Origin of the sequence: Exiguobacterium sp. LL15 (assembly GCF_024436095.1) — a bacterium.
Taxonomy (GTDB): Bacteria; Bacillota; Bacilli; order Exiguobacteriales; family Exiguobacteriaceae; genus Exiguobacterium_A; species Exiguobacterium_A indicum.
Genome location: NZ_JANFNX010000001.1, coordinates 695,686 through 713,662, shown reverse-complemented (window position 1 = coordinate 713,662; position 17,977 = coordinate 695,686). Strand labels below are relative to the sequence as shown.

Sequence of the window (17,977 nt, the reverse complement as noted above, 5' to 3'; positions counted from 1 at the left end):
CATGATCTATCTCGATTACGCAGCGACGACTCCGCTGCATCCACAAGCACTCGATCATTATCAACAAGCCGCTCAGTCGTTCTACGGCAACAGTTCTTCTCTTCATGACATCGGTGGCAACGCTGAACGTTTACTCGAACGAGCCCGTCAGTATCTGATGCAACAATTGGCTCAACAAGAAGGAACCGTCATCTTTACAGGGAGTGGATCTGAAGCAAACTACATCGCTTTGACCCATCTGATGCGACAGAGTAACAAATCAGTTGTCTTGACACTTCGATGTGAACACGACTCAGTCTTGCTTCCGCTTGCGCGCTGGGCACAAGAAACACGACACCTTTCTTTATTACCGGACGGAACGTTCGATTGGGAACAATTCGTTGCAGCTTGTACGGATGAAATCGGTGTTGTCTCGATTCAACATGTCAATTCGGATACGGGTTTTCGCTTTCCGGTCGAACGGATTGCAGCATACTGTCAATCGCGCGAGATTCTGTTTCATTGCGATGGTGTCCAAGGATTTTTAAAAGATGCAATCAACATCGACGCTTTTGATGCCTACACGATGAGTAGTCATAAAGTGTATGGACCAAAAGGATTGGGCGCTTTGTACTTGCGGCGTCCGCTCTTCAGCCCTTATTACGAGGGACATCACGAATTCGGAATCCGCCCAGGCACAGTGGACGTTCCAGGAATTGCCGCCTTCATCGCTGCCTGTGAGGTGTCTCGCTTCGAAAATCCAGGAATCCAAGCTTCAAGCCGTCGATTTCGTGGTATGCTAAAAAAAACATTGTCTTCGTCTCGTTACACGATCATCGAGTCGCCGACGCAACTCGCTTCCATCTGCGCCATCCATACGAAGCAACGGGATGGTCAATACGCATTGCTCGCCTTGAATCGTGCTGGAATCGCGGTTTCCGCTGGTAGTGCTTGTCGTGCTGGAGAAAACGGTCCGAATGCGACATTACGTGCCATCGGCTTTGACGAATCAGCGGCTCACGGGTTGATACGACTCAGTTTTGGAAGACAGACGACGAACGAAGAAATCGAACAGTGCATTGATGTGTTGAACACGATCTCATGACACTGAAGAAAGGTAGGAGACATGATGGGGAAACGCATCTCCGGAGAAGAACGCCGGAAATCATTACTTCGTATGATTGAGGAAAGTGAGCAACCTGTCACAGGAACGGCACTGGCGAAACAAGCAGGCGTCAGTCGTCAAGTGATCGTGCAGGATTTATCTTTGTTAAAGGCAAAAGGATATCCTGTCATCGCGACAGCTCGAGGTTATTTAATCAATGATCCTGAAGTTGACGGATCGAAATTACGTCGCAAGATCGTTTGTCGTCACGGCATCGATCAATTAAAGGATGAGTGTGACGCCATTGTTGACGAAGGGGTCGTCATCCGCGATGTCATCATCGAACATCCCGTCTACGGCTTCATCACTGGAGAATTGATGCTAAAAAGCCGCCGGGATGTCCGGGTATTGCTAGAGCAGTTACATGAGACGCAAGCCACTCCACTCTCGAGCCTGACGGACGGAGTCCATATTCATACGCTTGAGGCTGATCATGAAGACGCACTGGAAGCCGCTATCGCTAAACTCGATCGTCTCGGAATTCTCGTTTCGGAACTCGATGTCTGAACATCAAAAAACCGCCTATTCCTAAGGAATAAGCGGTTTTTTTATCGTTCAATCGGTTCAAGTGGTGTCTCCAGCATCGTAGCAGGAGGATCGAACGTTGCTAAGACTTTGCGGACGCGTCGGTTTTCGATATGCAAGACGGTCAACGTGACACGTTCATAACGCATCGCCGTTCCGACGTCTGGCAATTGACCGCTCTCCTCCATGATCCATCCCCCAAGTGACTGGGCATCGGTGTCCGGCATCGTCAATTGAAATTGCTGACAGAAGTCTTCAATGTCATACTCCGCTAGACATTCGTATTGCTCTGGACCAATCCGTTTCGTATATTCCAACGATTCATCGTGTTCATCCCAAATCTCCCCGACGATTTCTTCTAAAATATCCTCAAGGGTGATCAGACCTGCCGTCCCTCCGAATTCATCAAGGACAACTGCCATGTGGGACTGCTTGACTTTGAGTTCCGGTAATAAATCCATCAATCGCGTCTGTGGTACGACGAACGATACCGGTCGAATCCATTCTCGGATATCAACGGAGCCGTTCTTCACGTATGCACGCAGAAAGTCCCGCTCCGATAATACACCAATGACGTGATCAATCGAATCTTTATAGACCGGTAGACGAGAATAGCCACCCTTTTGGACTTCTACAATGATGTCTTCGAGCCGCGCATCGATATCGATCGCTTGAATATCCATCCGTGGCGTCAGCGCATCCTCGACCGTCGCATGTTGAAAATCAACTGCTTGATGAACGAGTTCAGCCTCTGCAAGCCCCATGATCCCTTCTTCCTGACTAATATCGACGAGTGCCTTGAGTTCCTGTTCGGTCACGAGCGGTCCTTTCGGATCAGCCCCAATCAATCGTAGCGCCAATTGGCGTAAGCGGAGTAACAGGAAAACGAGCGGTCGAAAGCACAGTAAGAAGAAACGCAGTGGACGTCCTATCAATAACACGTAACGTTCCGTATGTTCACGAGCATACGACTTCGGTATCAATTCTCCGAACAACAGCAACAGAAAAAACAGCGCAAGAAAGGCAACGGTTTGTGTTGCGATCGTCTCGACGAACTGGATGATCCACCAGCCACCAAATAAGATAAAGGCGACGTTGACAATCGTATTCCCAATCAAAATCGACGTCAGTGTCTCTTCGTAGCGTTGAAGTAAGCGAAATACACGGGACGCACGCGCGTCCCCTGCTTCCGATTGATGCAACAACCGCAACCGATTGACACTCGCGAGTGCCGTCTCGGCTGAGGAAAAGAACGCAGATAACATGAGAATCGGAATTAACCAAACGACTGAAATCATGGGCAATGGGTCCACGATGCTTTCACACTCCGTTTCCTAATGGAATGAACCGCTTAGAATGATGACTCGACGAATTCGAACTCGAAATCGCGGATTCGAACGACGTCGCCGTCGATCGCACCAAGACGACGCAACTCTTCGTCGACACCCATTTGACGCAGTGTCCGAGCGAAACGTTTAATCGATTCTTCACGCATGAAGTTCGTCATAGTGAAGAGTTTTTCAATGCGTGGTCCTTTGATGACGAAGCAATCGTCTTCATCTTTCGAAATCGTAAAGCCAGCTTCTGGTGCTTCGTAACCGTAGACGACACGTGGTGTCGCTGTTTTCTCTTCGAGTTCCTCAAGACCGAATTCTGGTGTCGCATCGACGAGGTCAGCGATTCGGAATAACAGATCGCGTAACCCTTGACGTGTTGCTGCTGAAATCTCGAATACTTCAAGCTCTGGGAAAGCTTCCTTGAAGGCTTCAAGATGTTCTGCCGCATCTGGCATGTCCATCTTATTCGCGACGACGACTTGCGGACGTTCTGTTAAGCGCAGATTATAGTCCGCGAGTTCTTTATTGATGATGTTGTAGTCTTCGATTGGATCGCGACCTTCCATCCCACTCATGTCGATGACGTGGACGATGACTTTCGTCCGCTCGACGTGACGGAGGAACTGGTGACCGAGTCCGACCCCTTCACTTGCGCCTTCGATCAATCCTGGCAAGTCAGCCATGACGAAACTACGGCTATCTTCCGTTTCGACGACACCGATGTTCGGTGTGATCGTCGTGAAGTGATATGCGCCGATTTTCGGACGTGCTGCTGAAACGACCGATAACATCGTTGATTTTCCGACGCTCGGGAAACCGACGAGACCGACGTCTGCTAGCATCTTCAGTTCAAGTTTCAAGTACTTCTCTTCCCCTGGCTCACCGTTTTCAGCGTGCTCAGGTGCTGGGTTGGCAGGTGTCGCAAAACGTGTATTCCCACGTCCGCCACGTCCACCTTTTGCGACGATCGCTTGTTGTCCGTGATGGACGAGGTCAGCGATGACCGCATTCGTATCGTCATCGTAGACGACTGTGCCCGGTGGGACCTTGACGATTAGATGCTCGGCTTTACGACCGTGCATCCCTTTTGACATGCCGTTTTCACCTTGAACCGCTTTAAAGTGACGTTTGTAACGGAAGTCCATCAATGTCCGAAGTCCTTCGTCAACTTCAAGGACGACGTGTGCCCCGTGACCACCGTCACCGCCGGCAGGACCGCCGTCCGGAACGTATTTCTCACGACGGAACGCTACTTGCCCACGTCCTCCGTCACCTGCTTTTACATAAATATTTACCTGATCGACAAACATGTCGGATCCCTCCTCTTACTTCTCTTCCTCAAACGGAAGACTTTCAATCTCAATCACACACTCATTTTCCGTCTGCGACTCGATTTCCATCGGCGTCACTAGATCCTCAAGGCGCGACATATCTAGTAGATCCCGATAGATCTCGATGGTCACGCCCTCGTGGAAGGTCACGGATACTTCACCTACTCCTACATCAATCATGGCGATGGCTGCTTCGACGAGTTGCTTCAGCCGCTCATCTTCCATGTGGGGTGCTCCGATGACATCATACGTCACAGTTTTGCCTGACCATTCAGCTTGCAGTAACGCCAGTGCGGTTTTCGGCAATCCGATTCGCGCTAGACGTCCTTCCCGAGATGCTTGCTCCCGGTACGCCGAACAGATCGACTCGACTGCTTGTTCGTCTCCGATCGCGCCATACGAACGGACGAGTTGTATCCGGTTCAACCACTCGTGACGAAGAGTCTTTAAAAGATCAAGTACCTGCTGTTCCTTCATCGGTCGTTCCCTCCTAAAAAAAACAGACCCTAACCCTCGAAAGTGGCTAGAGTCTGCTTCGTCGATCCTTATGCTGGGTAAACGCTGACTTGTTTCTTGTCGCGTCCGAGACGTTCGAAACGAACGACACCAGTTGCAGTTGCGAAAAGTGTATCATCGCCACCACGTCCGACGTTCATACCTGGGTGAATCTTCGTACCGCGTTGACGGTAGAGGATTGAACCAGCAGAAACAGTTTGACCGTCTGCACGTTTCGCCCCAAGGCGTTTCGATTGCGAGTCACGACCGTTCTTTGTCGAACCTACCCCTTTTTTCGATGCGAAGAACTGAAGATTAAGTTTCAACATGTGGAATCCACCTCCTATACTTGTTCAAGTTGGATAAACTCACCGTAACTTTCAGCGATGGTACCAAGTTGGACCAAAGTCGCTTCCAGTAACAATTGGGTGCGCTCACTGACATCCGGTGCTAAGTCAGCGTACGGTTCTACATAAAAGTAGCCACCCTCTTGTTGTTCTGCCATTTCAAGGAGCAGGACCTGCCCGAGTAATGCTTCTATGGCATTGTATGCCCCGAAGATCACCGACGAGACGCCAGCACAGACAAGGTCGAGACCTGGTTCTGCAAACTCGGCATGTCCTGTCACTTCGATGGAGCGGACGAGTTCCGCTTCATCTCGTCGAATCTTGACACGTATCATGGCTTACGCTTCGATTTTCTCGATGCGGACCTTCGTGTAAGGTTGACGGTGACCTTGCTTACGACGGTAGTTCTTTTTCGCTTTCATTTTGAAGACAGTGATCTTTTTCGCGCGAGCGTGTTTGATGACCGTTGCTACGACCTTCGCACCTTCTACGAGTGGAGCGCCGACTTTAACATCGTCACCACCAAGGATCAATACTTCACCAAATTCAACTGTGCTGTCGACGTCTGCGTTTAATTTCTCAACGTAGATTTCTTGGCCAGCTTCAACTTTGACTTGTTTACCACCAGTTTTGATAATTGCGTACATTACGTGCACCTCCTCTTAGGAACTCAGACTCGCCATCACGGGCAGCGAATGCTTTAAAACCCGGTCTGTGCGGTTGTAGTCATTTGGGTGCTTCCAAACGAACTAACGTTATTCAGAATACCAAACGTTCTTCTACCTTGTCAATGCTGTTCTGAAGGATTATTCCGATCGTTTGATGAAATCGAGACAGTCCTGTGACGACCCGGTGAACAGGACCGCTGGATCGCCTTCGAGCACATGGACTTCGAGCGGTTGACGAGAGATGAATTCGTCCTGCAACAGATGCCGTGGTGCGCGAATCACGGCTGCTTCCGCATAGGTCGCAATCTCAAGTAACTTCGGTTCAATCAAGCGATAGACACTCAATCGCGTCCACTGTCCGGATTCCTGCGAGCGTTCCTGTAGCGATTTCCCGTGACGTTGTCGTGTCAGTTCGCATAAACCCATCTTCGTAAACCCATAGACTTCGATTTGTTTCGTCTCGAGTGCCGCGCGCTCTTTGAGGAGCTGGGTCACCCGTGTCTGCCCCTTACTTGAACCACGCAGGAAATCGATCGCAATCATGCCACTGATGTTGCGTAACCGCAATTGCCGCATGACTTCGACAGCAGCCGCTTCATTGATTTGATCAAACGTCCGCTTTTGTTCCTTGACGGAGATCGTCTTCCCACTGTTGACGTCGATGACAGTCATCGTCTCGACCTCTTCAATCAAGAGATACGCTCCTCCGTCAAGCCAGACGACCCGTTGCATCGCTTTCTCGATTGCGCCATCGATTGCTTCCATCTCGGGTAAGCGTCCTTTTCGTAGCGAGCGTTCGACGGACAGACCAAGCAATTCGAGTCGTTCCTTTTCCGGACGCGTCATGACGAGTGCATCAGTAACGTGTGGAAGTCGTTTCGCTTCTTGGACGATCAGTGCCTCGTCTTGTTCAAGACGCGGTGCCTGCATGAGTTCTTTATGTCGTGTCCGTAACGACTGCAGCTCTTGCTTCAATTCGTCGATTGATGCTTTTGCTGCCTCCGTCCGGTAGAGAATTCCTTCTTCTTCTGTTGTCGTCAATTGTTCCGCCAGTTGACGCTGGACGACGAGATCCAGCTTTCGACTGAAACGGATGCGTCGACCGTACGGGAAATAAACGAGATAACGTCCACCATAGGTGATGTTTTGCGTCACTTTGTGTTGTTTCGGTGCAACGCCCTCTTTGACGACCTGGACGAGTAACGTCTGTCCGACCTGGACGGCTTGTCCGATCGTCGGTACGTCCGGATAACGGTGCAACGCTTCAATCGTCTCATTTAGCGGTAAGTAAAGCGGTGTACCGTCGGTCGCAATCAAAAAGGCTGCTCCGAGCGTCGGATGCAACCGGTCGACCTTGGCATAGACGAAAGTGCCAACCCGAATCTCGTCACGCATCCGCTCATGGTATTCAATCAATCGACCGCCTTCGACCAATGCCAATCGTTCAAGCGAAGCGGTCTGTTCACTAATCCATCGCATACTGATCCCTCCAAAAAAATTAGACTAGGCGCGACGATGTCGTCCTAGTCTAATTTCCCATTCTTATTTCATCCCAAGCATCTTCTTCAATTTGACGAAGAACCCTTTTTGCGGTTGTTCATTTAAATCAAGCAGTGGTACAGATTCTCCGAGAATCCGGCGGGCAATGTTCCGGTAGCCGAGTCCAGCCCGGTTATCCGGATTCATCGTCACAGGCACACCACGGTGGGAAGCGGCGATGACTTCTTCATCATCGATGATCAAACCAAGCAGATCAATCGAAAGGATACGCATGATTTCATCGATGTCGAGCATATCACCAGATGCCATCATGTGTGAACGCACCCGGTTGATGACGAGTTTCGGAACGATGTTACGTTCTGAACGCTCGAGCATTCCGATGATCCGGTCCGCATCTTGAACGGCTGCTTTTTCCGGTGTCGTCACGACGACGGCTTCATCGGCCCCAGCGATCGCATTCATGAAGCCTTGTTCGATTCCTGCAGGGCAATCAATCAAGACGAAGTCATATTCGAGTTTCAGTGTATCGATGATTGCCTTCACCTGTTCGGGTGTGACGGAGGACTTATCCTTTGATTGAGCAGCAGGCAACAGATACATCTCTTCAAAACGTTTATCGCGGACGAGTGCTTGGTGCAATTTACATTGCCCTGTCACGACGTCAACGATGTTATAGATACTCCGGTTATCGAGACCAAGCACGATATCCAGATTACGTAACCCGATATCCGTATCAACGAGACAAACGGAATGTCCCATCAATGCAAGTGCTGTTCCGATGTTTGCAGTCGTCGTTGTCTTTCCGACGCCACCTTTACCGGATGTGACGACGATGGCGCGTCCCATGTTCGTCTTCGCCTCCATATGTACCTGTTCTTTCACTTGTTCCATATCCGTCACCCTCTTTCACTATCAATCGCAAACTGATCCATCCGCGCGAGCGGAACGGTTTGAAGGCGGGAGAATTCGACCCCGTCTTCACCTAAAAATGCACAACCCATATCGAGAGCAGGAATTGGCGCGTCCTCCGGTTCCTCATGGACGGTGCCAGCGACCGCAATCCACTTCGGTTGCAACACGCTCGCCGCGATGACGGCTTCCGTATTGCCACCTTTCCCCGCATGAACGGTCCCCCGTAACGCACCGAGACAATAGATACTTCCTGTCGCATGAACGACCGCCCCCGGATTGATATCTCCGATGATGACGATCGAGCCTTCGACGTCTAATACGTGCCCACTGCGTGCCGTGCCACCGAAATAGTGGAACGTTCGCTCTCCGTACAAGGCTTTTGCCTCGTCCTTCGTGATGCACTCACTGTCATAACCTTTGAAAGAGAAGGAATCATGTCGCGCGACGATAGATTCGACGGCCGTCAACACCCCTTCATCGACATAACGTCGACCGAAGAAGAAGGTGATCGGTACGGCGCGTCCGTTCTCGACGGATTTGTCCGCAAGCGTCAACTCTAAATCGTCAAGAAATTCATCCACACTGCACCTTTCATTCACATAGACGGCGAGGCCACCACGATGACCTTTCATCGTTACATAACGTTTACGCTCAATCATGACTCATCCTCTTTTCTCGTCAAGGGTCGACTGCACGAGTCGGGTCATCGGATAATACAGGATGATGATCCCGATCAACTGCGCAACCAGACTCCTTGGAATGATCTGTGTCGCGAGTTCCTGGAAGGATACCCCGACACCAACGACCGAAGCCGTGAAGAAATATATATCGAGTTCATACAAAATGGCACTGAACGTGAACGTGACAAGAATCGTTAATACGTTCTCCTTTACATATTTTAGCACGAAGCTACTAAAAAGCGGAATGGCGGATAACGCAAATAAGTAAATGCCGATGATATCCGAATAGACGAAATCATACAACAATCCGAAGACGAGTCCGAATCCGAGTGCCTGTTCGAGTTTTCCATATCGACCAAGGAACATCAAACCGATCAATGTCACATGAATGACATACGGCGATCCATCTCCGAGAGGTCCTGCGAACAGCGTTCCTTCCAAGATGAAAAGAAGGAACACGGCGAAAAACAACTTAACGTTATTCACGAGTGTCCCCTCCCTTATCGGTCTCAGCGAAAGGTTCCTTCGCTTCGCGTTCAATCACGAAGACATGACCGAACTGTTCGAAGTCTGCTGCCGGTTTGACGTATGCGATTTTTGAAGCCCCATACTGATCGGATTTCACTTCCGTGATTTTTCCGATGACGATCCCACTCGGATACTTTCCACCAAGACCTGACGTCGTGACGGTCTGCCCTTTTTTCAGCTTCGCGTCGTTCGGAATTTTCGTGAACTTGAGTAATTTCGTTTCTTCATCAAACCCCTCGATCGTACCGAAAACACCTTTTCCCTTCGTATCGTCAGCCGTTGCCGAGACGTTATTCGTCCGACTCGTATCCGACATCAACTGTACGAGAGACGTATAGGCGCTCGCTTGGATGACGCGACCAATTAGTCCGTCTGCTGTTACAACGGCCATGTTCGCCTTGACACCCTTTTGTTCACCGATGTTGATCGTCACGAACCGTTGCCATTCAGATGCCGTCCGACCAATCATCTCTGCCGGTAACAACTTGTAGTCGCGGATCGATCCGTTCAGGTCGAGCATATCCTTCAATTCTTTATTCTCACGCTCAAGATCACGGACTTTGACCGCATTACCAGCATAGTCATTCAATCGTGATTTCAAGTGTTCGTTCTCTTTGTAAACGTCACGCACTTCTCTAATCGAAGTGACCGTATCATCAATCCAGCCAATCGGTGTCGCGAAAAGGCGTTGACCGACGCCCGCGGTATCACGCACGAAGCTTTGATACCAGTGGGATTGGTTACGCCCTTGCAGCGAAATGCCGATCAAAATCACCAAAAGGAGAAAACTAAGGAGTGTGATGAGCAGTTTTCGATTGTTTAAAAATCGCTTCATCGCTCATCCCGTCCTTATCTTTTTTGCGAGATGCCTGATTTCGAACGAAGGACATTCATCATCTCGAGTGATTTTCCTGTACCGATTGCGACACAATCGAGTGCATTTTCTGCAACGAGTGTCAAAATACGTGTTTCGTCTTCGATGACAGCATCGAGGTTCTTTAAGAGAGCCCCACCGCCAGTCAGAACGATACCGCGGTCCATGACGTCTGCTGATAATTCAGGAGGTGTCTGCTCAAGCGTGTGCTTGACACCCGCAAGAATCGCATCGACCGTATCTGAAAGTGCATCACAAATTTCGGCACTTGTGACTTCAATCTGTTTTGGAAGACCTGTCACGAGATCGCGTCCACGGATCTCCATCGTTTCATTTTCTGATTCTTCATCGATGCGTGCGTAACCGATTGTCATTTTCAACGTCTCAGCTGTCCGCTCCCCGATCATCAGGTTGTACTTCGACTTGATGTAACGAATGATGGATTCATCCATCTCGTCTCCACCGACACGAATCGATTGACTCGTGACGATACCACCGAGTGAGATAACAGCAACTTCCGTCGTACCACCACCGATATCAACGACCATCGAGCCTGTTGGTTCTGAAACCGGAAGACCTGCACCGATTGCTGCTGCAAATGGTTCTTCAATCGTGTACGCTTCACGCGCTCCCGCAAGTTTCGCTGCATCTTCAACCGCACGTTTTTCGACCGATGTGATCCCACTTGGTACACAGATCATGACGTTTGTTTTTGAAGAGAACAAACCTTTTTTCTTCGAAGCTTGATCCATGAAGTATTTGATCATCGTAGCGGTTGTTTCATAATCCGCGATAACCCCGTCTTTCATCGGGCGTCGTGCTGTCACGTTACCCGGCGTACGACCGATCATGTTTTTCGCTGCGTTACCGACCGCTTCAATTTTTCCTGTATCCGTACGGAAAGCGACGACGGACGGTTCGCGGACGACGATTCCTTGCCCCTTTACATACACGAGCGTGTTAGCCGTACCTAAGTCAATGCCGATTTCACGGCTGAATGATCCAAACATTATTCAAAAAACCCCTCTCTGAGAATACACTTCACTAATTATAACGGAAAAGCCTTCATTGGAAAGCGTTAAAACGTTACAGCTTGTTTACAGTTCGCCTTAGAAAACACACAAAAAAACGTCTGATGGAAAGAAACGAAACTTTCCCTTCAGACGTTATTCTTACATAAATCCGCGCTGTTTCATACTAATAAATTGTCCGTGCCCGATGATGATGTGGTCAAGACAACTGATTCCAATGAGCCGTCCTGCCTCAACGAGCCGCTCTGATACCTCGATATCCTCTCGACTCGGTGTCGGATCACCCGACGGATGATTATGCACAGCGATGAAATTCGCAGCCGAACAACGAATCGCTTCCCGGAAGACGTCACGCGGGTGGACGATCGACGTGTTCAATCCTCCAATGAATAACGTTTTTTTCGAAACGACCTCATTTTTCGTATTCAAATACAGACAGATGAAGTGTTCTTGTTGATAAAGACGCATCTCTTCTAACAACAGCTCCGCTGCGTCTTCCGGTGAACGAATCGTTGGTCGCACCCACTTCGGTTCCGTGACGAGACGACGACCCAGTTCTAGTCCCGCCATGATTTGTAATGCCTTCGCCTTTCCGACCCCTGGTGCTTTTTCGAGTCCTCCGACTCCAGCCGCTTCGAGTTCGATCAGCGAAGGATAGATATGCAGTAATTCTTCCGCGATTTCAAGCGGGGTCCGGTCCCGTGTCCCACTTCGGACAAGACACGCGAGCAGTTCGACTGTCGTCGCTTGTGCCAAGCCTTTCAACTGAACCATATCCTTCGGCCATTCAATCACAGCATCCGACCTCTCTGTTTCAGAATTACGCAAACATCGGCTTGATTTTAAACGACGCGAGACGTTTCGTGATCTCGTGTATGGGCAATCCAACGACATTATAATAATCGCCCTCAATCGCCTCGACGAATAGCCCTCCCATCGCTTGGATACCATAGCCACCCGCTTTATCGTAAGGCTCGTTCGTCGCGATATACCCTTCGATCCACTCGTTTAACAATGCACCAAAACGAACGTGTGTCGTCACGTCGAACGTCTCCTCCTTTTCACCAAAGCGAATCGTCACGCCTGTCACGACTTCATGAGCGCGTCCTGACAGACGCGCAAGCATCGCCCGTGCCTCAGAACTATCTGCTGGCTTCTCAAGAATCATATCATCAATCGCGACGACCGTATCCGCAGCCAAAATGACGCCGTCTATCGTAATCGCTCTCGCTTTCTTTTGCGATAGATAACGGACGTACTCATGCGGTGACATCGGAAATGGTGCCTCTTCGACGACATTCGCAGGTACGACTTCGTGAGGGATTCCAATTTGCTTTAGAAGTTCCGTCCGGCGTGGTGAAGCCGAGGCAAGGATCAAGTGTGGTTGCGTTACCATTAGTATCACGTTCTTTCCCGTTAATTTCGAATCGGATAATTCGAGTCATCGTATAGTCTAACAAAAAACAAGCGGTCCCTAACAGAGTAGGAACCGCCAAACTCATCTTAATTTCCTGTCACATCGACAAATGGATCTGACTTTGGTGTTTTTTCTTTAAGCGGCGTCTGTTTATCAGGCGTCAACTTCGTTAAATCCGGACGGTAATACGATTCAATTTCGACTGTGAAAGATAGCATTTCGTTTTCCAATTGAATTGCGCCACCGCCAGGTCCTTGTTCTTCTGGACCAGTCAACTGAATCTGGCGAAGAATCGTAATGCGATCTGTTCGCTCAATTTGTTTCAAGAAGGCCATCAATTCAAGATATGACGGTGCTTCAATCGTCAAAGAAGCTGGTAACGGTGTCGCATTTGCTGCGGGAGTAGTCGCTGTAGGCGTTGTCGCTTGATCCGATTCGGTCGCCATCGCTCCGTCAACAGCCGGTGTGGACGTTACGGGAGATTGTGGTGTAGTCTCTGTCGACTGACCGAAAGTAATCGACTGCACTTTTACTCCAGCAATCTGACTTGCTGCGTTGATCGCATCGATGACATCATCATTCGATGCCGTCACCGGAACTTTTTGTTGTAGGAAACTCGATTCTGCCACGTCCACTTTTTGCTCATTTGCTTTTGCTTGCTCTAACGCCATTTGCTCTCGTTTGAGTGTCGCCTCTTTTTGTTGCAAGGTTTGATGTGTCATATACGTCGTATATCCAAAATACCCAATGCCACCTAAAACGATGAGAATTGATAAAAAGAGAAGGAGGTAACTGCTATATCGCTTCAATTTTCAGGCACCTCCTCAACTTCTGTCGAGATGACTTCTCCTGAAGGATCATCCGGTGTTTGACCGTCCCCTTCAATTTCTGGCTCAGATGGCTTATCTTCTTTCGGTACTGCCGGGTCTGCCTCATTGGTCTCTCCCTTAACAACCTCCTCAGGATTGACTTCCATAGAAAACTGACCGATATATCGCGGTTCTTCTGTCTGCGTGTCATCATTCGGAGTAATTTCCGTCGTTGGAATCTCTTGACCGGTCGCCGGATCAACCGTTGTCGTTGTCACGACATCTGTTTTTTCATTCATCGTTTTTGTCGTAACGCTTGCCAGTGTCGTACCGGAGAACACTTTATCGGTCAGCAACTCTCGGTAAAAATCATTCAGCTCATCGAGTGTCTCAAACTGAGCCGTCATAGCAACGGTATCATCCGCTCCATATGCGTACTGAAGAATGTATCCGCGTTCCGGTAAGTAACGTGTGATTCGCTCAAGTGTTGGAACAGCTGGCTTAGGTGCTTCTTCTAGCGACTCGACCGTCTGTTTCAATTGAACGACTTCTTGTTTAGACGACTGATCGGATTCGGATTGTAATTGTCGGACGATTTGAATCTGATCGTCTACGGATTCCACTCGGTTAGCGAACTGATCCGTTTGCCAATATAAATAACCACCAATCAATCCACCAAATAATAATAAAATCAGCGAAGCGACAAGCGGATATTTCGGTGCCTCGTCACTTTCCGGTAAAAGATTGATACGATCTGGTCGCGCAGTGGCTAGACCGACGATCGGTAAGTAAATGCGTGGAACCGATTGACTATCGATCGTCATCATGTCCGGTACTTCATCTAACTGAAGATCAAAGTTCGTTCGGAATCGTGTCGCTAATTCATCTCGAAACGGGAAGTCTCCCGCAAGGACAACCGTCTTGATTTCGCGGCTTTCTCGAGCGAGCGAGAAGCGGTAAAAGTCTAGCACACGCGAAAATTCTAACAGCATTTCATCCAAGACGAGTTCGACTGTCTGATCATCTGATCGATAGCGATAATGCAATTGATCCTCGATCACGTCTACATCCCAAGCATCTGCCGAAAACGTATCCACTGAGCGAATCAGGCGTGGTACACGATCTTCGATGATAATCAATTGATGGTTCGTCGCGTTCGCATTCCAAATCAGTAGCGTATCGGTATCTGCTGCCGGATAGTGCGCTTCAAGACCAAAGTAGGTAGACAGTGGTTGCGGTTCCGCTGCCACTAATCGAAGGTGCTTTTGTTTAAACAATTGCGTATATTGTTTCAGTGCTTCATTCGGTGCTGCATACAGCATGATTTCACGCTTTTCACCGTCTTCAAGGACAGTGTAGTCGAAGTACGGTTCTTCAAAAGGAAGGACAATGCTATGACCAATCTCCATGAATAAATAACCCCGAATCTGATTCGTCGCAATCGTCTCCGGAATATCGAGTTTCCGTGCAAGGACGAGTGAACCATCCAACGCAAGAACGGCTTTCGATCCGCGAGGAACTTTCAACTTCGTCAATAGACTATCAAAAATCAGATCGAGCGACGCTTCCGGTTGAAGCCATCCACCCTGTAACGTACCTGCTGGAAGAGATACGACAGCACGTCGTTTCAAGACCCCTTTTTTGACAACCGCACCAAAAATAGCGACGTCCGTAAAATTAAAATAAACATATGTACCTTTACGCCGTTGCGTCATATGTACGTTCTTCCTTTCTTAAAGCAGTAAATCGAGGTACCACGACACCCAATCATCCGCAAAATAATATGTAAGTAATGTCCCGATCGCAATGGAGGGAACGAATGGTATCGGTTGTTTTCGTCTGACGCGTCCCGTTCCGAGTAGCGTCAGCCCGATCACTGAACCAACAAATGCTGAAACAAACAACGCGATGACGACATGAAGGGGTCCAAGGAAAATCCCGAGTAAACCGAAGAGCTTGACATCTCCTGCTCCCATACCGCGTCGTGATGCAAGAAAAATGACGAACAATAGAACGAATCCGACAATTCCTCCAATAATTGGATTATACCAGTTTTCAAGTGGAGAAAGGTAGCGCACAATCAAAGCAATTGGTAAAAAGAACAGTAAAATTTTATTCGGTATGAGCATATAGGCAAGATCAGACATCGTAAGAATAAACAAGAGACTAGTTAGAGTGAGTGTCAACGCAAGTTCCATCGACCAACCGAACTGCCAAAAGGCATACGCATAGAGCATTCCACCGAGTAGTTCAAGCGCTGGATACTTGATTGAAATCGCCTGTCCACAAGAACGACACTTCCCACCGAGTACTACATATCCGAGTACTGGCGTCAGTTCGAGTGGTCCAAGCACATGTCCACAGGTCGGACAATGGGAACGTGGATGAACGATTGACTCCCCGACCGGAACACGCAAACCGACGACATTCGTAAACGATGTGATCAACAAACCTAACAAGAAAAAATATACCGTGAAGACGATCGTCATGACACGACCTCCCTTTCAAAAAAGTTCAGAAAAAAACCCCCGAGGTGGGGGGTTACTTTCCAGCTAAATCGGCTCGCTTTGGTGAGCTATCTTCGTTAAAGTACGTAACTGCAGTAGCATCCGTTGAGACCAACGTGACAGCATATGTAAGCTTACCAGAAGTATTCGTAACCTTTACACTAGCAGATTTAAACGCTGCATCATCATTCATTGGATCATTTAATTCATCAATGTATTTGCTAAGTACATTACCATCAGTTGTAGCTGGGTCACCGACATAATATACAGTTGTATTTGTATTTTCTTTAATCGGTTCAGCTGAAACATATAATTTCGCTGACGAAATTAATTGTTTTGCATTCGCTACTTGTGCATCCTTACGTGAGTTCTCAATCAATCCACCGATTGCGACGACAGCGATTGCTGCGATGATACCTAAGATAACGACGACGACGAGTAACTCGATCAATGTCAGTCCGCGCTCATCGCGCATTTGTTTTGCATCTAACCAGATTTCTTTTAAACGTTCGATCATTTCATTATGCCTCCCTAGTGCTTTTTTACTGTTCTTGGTTAGTAAGACTTACTAGCCAAACGAATACTATTATAGTAGCACCACATTTTTTGTAGTTTATGTCTTTTTTTAACAACAGGTAAATGTTTTTACAATTGTCAACTTCCTTGAATATCGGAGTAAATCTTAAACATCGGTACGACGACAGCGATGACGATGACACCAACGATTGCGGCTAAAACAACAATCAACAATGGTTCGATGATCGATTTCAAACGATCCGTCGTCGTTTCCACTTCGGTTTCGTAGAAGTTCGCGACTTCCGTCAACATCGAGTCGAGCCGACCCGATTCTTCCCCGATCGCAATCATCTGCGTGACGAGCGGTGGGAAATATTTATTTCGCTCCAAAGGTTCGTGCATCGGAATACCGCGCGACATCGCTTCGTTCGCACCTGCGATCCCTTTACGGATAATCCGATTCGTAACGATTCGTTCAGTAATATCAAGTGAAGCTAAAATCGGTACTGATGCATTGAGTAGCACCGACAAGCCACGTGTCATCAGAGCGATTTGTGATTTTTGAATCAGCGGTCCGAAGACTGGGATCATTAGTAAGAATCGGTCAAAGAAAAGACGCTGGCGCTCATTCTTGAGATTAAAATACAACAGTCCGATTAAACCAAATGCAATCAATAGCAGTATCCACCAATAGGCGACAAAAAAGTCGGAGACAGCGACGACGAGTTTCGTGATCAGTGGCAACTCACTGCCTAACTGATCAAAAATCGAAGCGAACGTCGGTACGACATTCATCATCAGGAAGACAACGACGCCGATCGCGACAAGCGAGACGACCGCCGGATAGATTAAGGCCGAAATGACTTTTCGTTTGATCTCATATTGTTTTTGCAGCTGCGTCACGATATTATCTAGCGCCTCTTCGAGATTACCACTCGCTTCTCCCGCCATCGCCATACTAACGAAAAACGTATCGAATACGCGAGGATGTTTTTCGATTGCCTGGGAAAACTGAATCCCACTACGCAAATCATCTTCCACCTCGACAAGCGCTCGCTCGAGTGGTTTTGATTCTGTTTGTTTACGTAAAATTTCGGTTGCCCTAACAATCGAAACACCGGATCGAACGAGCGTTGCAAACTGACGCGCATACATGACGAGGTGTTCAATCTTCGGTTTAGCACTTAAAAACGTAATCTCGGTATTTAACCCTTTTGATTCTTGCTTTTCAAGCAATGTGACAGCAATTTGATCCGTTCGAAGACGTTCTGCCGCCTCGCGCTTTGACAAGGCAGTGATCTTGCCTTTTTTTCGTTTTCCGGCCATCGTTCGACCTTCGTAAATGAATACTGCCAT

General features: G+C 48.5%; 21 protein-coding genes and 1 other annotated feature. Of the genes, 2 read left to right on the top strand and 19 right to left on the bottom strand.

The annotated features are described in order from the left end of the window. Window position 1: 1 nt before the first annotated feature. A complete protein-coding gene (locus NOM72_RS03450; RefSeq protein ID WP_255997811.1) occupies window positions 2-1,084 on the top strand; it encodes a cysteine desulfurase family protein in 1,083 nt (360 codons plus the stop codon). A gap of 24 nt (window positions 1,085-1,108) precedes the next feature. Further along, window positions 1,109-1,651: a transcription repressor NadR gene (locus tag NOM72_RS03445; protein WP_058713797.1), complete on the top strand. Its 543-nt coding sequence runs from the start codon at window positions 1,109-1,111 to the stop codon at window positions 1,649-1,651. Window positions 1,652-1,692: 41 nt separating this feature from the next. Here NOM72_RS03445 and NOM72_RS03440 read toward each other — a convergent pair whose 3' ends face one another. The 19 genes from NOM72_RS03440 to NOM72_RS03350 all read right to left on the bottom strand — a co-directional run bounded on the left by NOM72_RS03440 (window position 1,693) and on the right by NOM72_RS03350 (window position 17,977). Further along, window positions 1,693-2,967: a hemolysin family protein gene (locus NOM72_RS03440; protein WP_255997810.1), complete on the bottom strand. Its 1,275-nt coding sequence runs from the start codon at window positions 2,965-2,967 to the stop codon at window positions 1,693-1,695. Window positions 2,968-3,020: 53 nt separating this feature from the next. Then, the gene (gene obgE / locus NOM72_RS03435; protein WP_023468943.1) at window positions 3,021-4,316 is read right to left on the bottom strand and encodes a GTPase ObgE; all 1,296 of its coding nucleotides are present in this window, start codon (window positions 4,314-4,316) and stop codon (window positions 3,021-3,023) included. 15 nt (window positions 4,317-4,331) lie between these two features. Then, entirely contained in the window at window positions 4,332-4,814 is a 483-nt protein-coding gene (locus tag NOM72_RS03430; protein ID WP_055968711.1) for a Spo0B domain-containing protein, read from the bottom strand. A gap of 68 nt (window positions 4,815-4,882) precedes the next feature. Next, window positions 4,883-5,161: a 50S ribosomal protein L27 gene (gene rpmA / locus NOM72_RS03425; protein ID WP_012370976.1), complete on the bottom strand. Its 279-nt coding sequence runs from the start codon at window positions 5,159-5,161 to the stop codon at window positions 4,883-4,885. A 14-nt stretch (window positions 5,162-5,175) separates the two neighbouring features. Beyond that, window positions 5,176-5,514, bottom strand: coding sequence for a ribosomal-processing cysteine protease Prp (locus NOM72_RS03420; RefSeq protein ID WP_023468945.1), 339 nt, complete (start codon window positions 5,512-5,514; stop codon window positions 5,176-5,178). Window positions 5,515-5,517: 3 nt separating this feature from the next. Further along, window positions 5,518-5,826, bottom strand: coding sequence for a 50S ribosomal protein L21 (gene rplU / locus NOM72_RS03415; RefSeq protein ID WP_012370978.1), 309 nt, complete (start codon window positions 5,824-5,826; stop codon window positions 5,518-5,520). 15 nt (window positions 5,827-5,841) lie between these two features. Beyond that, window positions 5,842-5,911 (bottom strand) — a sequence feature (ribosomal protein L21 leader region). A gap of 74 nt (window positions 5,912-5,985) precedes the next feature. Beyond that, window positions 5,986-7,326, bottom strand: coding sequence for a ribonuclease E/G (locus NOM72_RS03410; protein WP_255997807.1), 1,341 nt, complete (start codon window positions 7,324-7,326; stop codon window positions 5,986-5,988). 63 nt (window positions 7,327-7,389) lie between these two features. Beyond that, on the bottom strand, window positions 7,390-8,193 hold the full coding sequence (gene minD / locus NOM72_RS03405; protein ID WP_029342255.1) for a septum site-determining protein MinD: 804 nt from the start codon (window positions 8,191-8,193) through the stop codon (window positions 7,390-7,392). A gap of 50 nt (window positions 8,194-8,243) precedes the next feature. After that, window positions 8,244-8,918: a septum site-determining protein MinC gene (locus tag NOM72_RS03400; protein ID WP_023468948.1), complete on the bottom strand. Its 675-nt coding sequence runs from the start codon at window positions 8,916-8,918 to the stop codon at window positions 8,244-8,246. A gap of 3 nt (window positions 8,919-8,921) precedes the next feature. After that, on the bottom strand, window positions 8,922-9,425 hold the full coding sequence (gene mreD / locus NOM72_RS03395) for a rod shape-determining protein MreD (RefSeq protein WP_255997800.1): 504 nt from the start codon (window positions 9,423-9,425) through the stop codon (window positions 8,922-8,924). After that, window positions 9,418-10,302 carry a rod shape-determining protein MreC gene (gene mreC / locus NOM72_RS03390; protein ID WP_023468950.1) on the bottom strand — a complete coding sequence of 295 codons (885 nt, stop codon included), beginning with the start codon at window positions 10,300-10,302 and terminating at the stop codon, window positions 9,418-9,420. Before mreC ends, mreD begins: the two co-directional genes overlap by 8 nt. A 14-nt stretch (window positions 10,303-10,316) precedes the next feature. Further along, complete coding sequence (locus NOM72_RS03385) at window positions 10,317-11,351, bottom strand: rod shape-determining protein (RefSeq protein WP_023468951.1); 1,035 nt, start codon at window positions 11,349-11,351, stop codon at window positions 10,317-10,319. A 162-nt stretch (window positions 11,352-11,513) separates the two neighbouring features. Further along, the gene (radC, locus tag NOM72_RS03380) at window positions 11,514-12,146 is read right to left on the bottom strand and encodes a RadC family protein (RefSeq protein ID WP_050677672.1); all 633 of its coding nucleotides are present in this window, start codon (window positions 12,144-12,146) and stop codon (window positions 11,514-11,516) included. Between the two features lie 46 nt (window positions 12,147-12,192). After that, window positions 12,193-12,768, bottom strand: coding sequence for a Maf family protein (locus NOM72_RS03375; protein ID WP_023468953.1), 576 nt, complete (start codon window positions 12,766-12,768; stop codon window positions 12,193-12,195). Between the two features lie 107 nt (window positions 12,769-12,875). Then, window positions 12,876-13,598, bottom strand: coding sequence for a hypothetical protein (locus tag NOM72_RS03370; protein ID WP_023468954.1), 723 nt, complete (start codon window positions 13,596-13,598; stop codon window positions 12,876-12,878). Then, a complete protein-coding gene (locus NOM72_RS03365; protein WP_255997796.1) occupies window positions 13,595-15,313 on the bottom strand; it encodes a type IV pilus biogenesis protein PilM in 1,719 nt (572 codons plus the stop codon). Before NOM72_RS03365 ends, NOM72_RS03370 begins: the two co-directional genes overlap by 4 nt. A gap of 18 nt (window positions 15,314-15,331) precedes the next feature. Continuing rightward, window positions 15,332-16,087, bottom strand: coding sequence for a prepilin peptidase (locus NOM72_RS03360; RefSeq protein WP_255997794.1), 756 nt, complete (start codon window positions 16,085-16,087; stop codon window positions 15,332-15,334). Window positions 16,088-16,139: 52 nt separating this feature from the next. Then, window positions 16,140-16,622 carry a prepilin-type N-terminal cleavage/methylation domain-containing protein gene (locus tag NOM72_RS03355; protein ID WP_087681188.1) on the bottom strand — a complete coding sequence of 161 codons (483 nt, stop codon included), beginning with the start codon at window positions 16,620-16,622 and terminating at the stop codon, window positions 16,140-16,142. Between the two features lie 137 nt (window positions 16,623-16,759). Then, entirely contained in the window at window positions 16,760-17,977 is a 1,218-nt protein-coding gene (locus NOM72_RS03350) for a type II secretion system F family protein (protein ID WP_255997792.1), read from the bottom strand.

Coding starts and splice junctions, on each gene's coding strand:
- NOM72_RS03450 (WP_255997811.1), top strand. CDS start 2: ATGATCTATCTCGATTACGCAGCGACGACTCCGCTGCATCCACAAGCA.
- NOM72_RS03445 (WP_058713797.1), top strand. CDS start 1,109: ATGGGGAAACGCATCTCCGGAGAAGAACGCCGGAAATCATTACTTCGT.
- NOM72_RS03440 (WP_255997810.1), bottom strand. CDS start 2,967: ATGATTTCAGTCGTTTGGTTAATTCCGATTCTCATGTTATCTGCGTTC.
- obgE (WP_023468943.1), bottom strand. CDS start 4,316: ATGTTTGTCGATCAGGTAAATATTTATGTAAAAGCAGGTGACGGAGGA.
- NOM72_RS03430 (WP_055968711.1), bottom strand. CDS start 4,814: ATGAAGGAACAGCAGGTACTTGATCTTTTAAAGACTCTTCGTCACGAG.
- rpmA (WP_012370976.1), bottom strand. CDS start 5,161: ATGTTGAAACTTAATCTTCAGTTCTTCGCATCGAAAAAAGGGGTAGGT.
- NOM72_RS03420 (WP_023468945.1), bottom strand. CDS start 5,514: ATGATACGTGTCAAGATTCGACGAGATGAAGCGGAACTCGTCCGCTCC.
- rplU (WP_012370978.1), bottom strand. CDS start 5,826: ATGTACGCAATTATCAAAACTGGTGGTAAACAAGTCAAAGTTGAAGCT.
- NOM72_RS03410 (WP_255997807.1), bottom strand. CDS start 7,326: ATGCGATGGATTAGTGAACAGACCGCTTCGCTTGAACGATTGGCATTG.
- minD (WP_029342255.1), bottom strand. CDS start 8,193: ATGGGACGCGCCATCGTCGTCACATCCGGTAAAGGTGGCGTCGGAAAG.
- NOM72_RS03400 (WP_023468948.1), bottom strand. CDS start 8,918: ATGATTGAGCGTAAACGTTATGTAACGATGAAAGGTCATCGTGGTGGC.
- mreC (WP_023468950.1), bottom strand. CDS start 10,302: ATGAAGCGATTTTTAAACAATCGAAAACTGCTCATCACACTCCTTAGT.
- NOM72_RS03385 (WP_023468951.1), bottom strand. CDS start 11,351: ATGTTTGGATCATTCAGCCGTGAAATCGGCATTGACTTAGGTACGGCT.
- radC (WP_050677672.1), bottom strand. CDS start 12,146: ATGGTTCAGTTGAAAGGCTTGGCACAAGCGACGACAGTCGAACTGCTC.
- NOM72_RS03375 (WP_023468953.1), bottom strand. CDS start 12,768: ATGGTAACGCAACCACACTTGATCCTTGCCTCGGCTTCACCACGCCGG.
- NOM72_RS03365 (WP_255997796.1), bottom strand. CDS start 15,313: ATGACGCAACGGCGTAAAGGTACATATGTTTATTTTAATTTTACGGAC.
- NOM72_RS03360 (WP_255997794.1), bottom strand. CDS start 16,087: ATGACGATCGTCTTCACGGTATATTTTTTCTTGTTAGGTTTGTTGATC.
- NOM72_RS03355 (WP_087681188.1), bottom strand. CDS start 16,622: ATGATCGAACGTTTAAAAGAAATCTGGTTAGATGCAAAACAAATGCGC.
- NOM72_RS03350 (WP_255997792.1), bottom strand. CDS start 17,977: ATGGCAGTATTCATTTACGAAGGTCGAACGATGGCCGGAAAACGAAAA.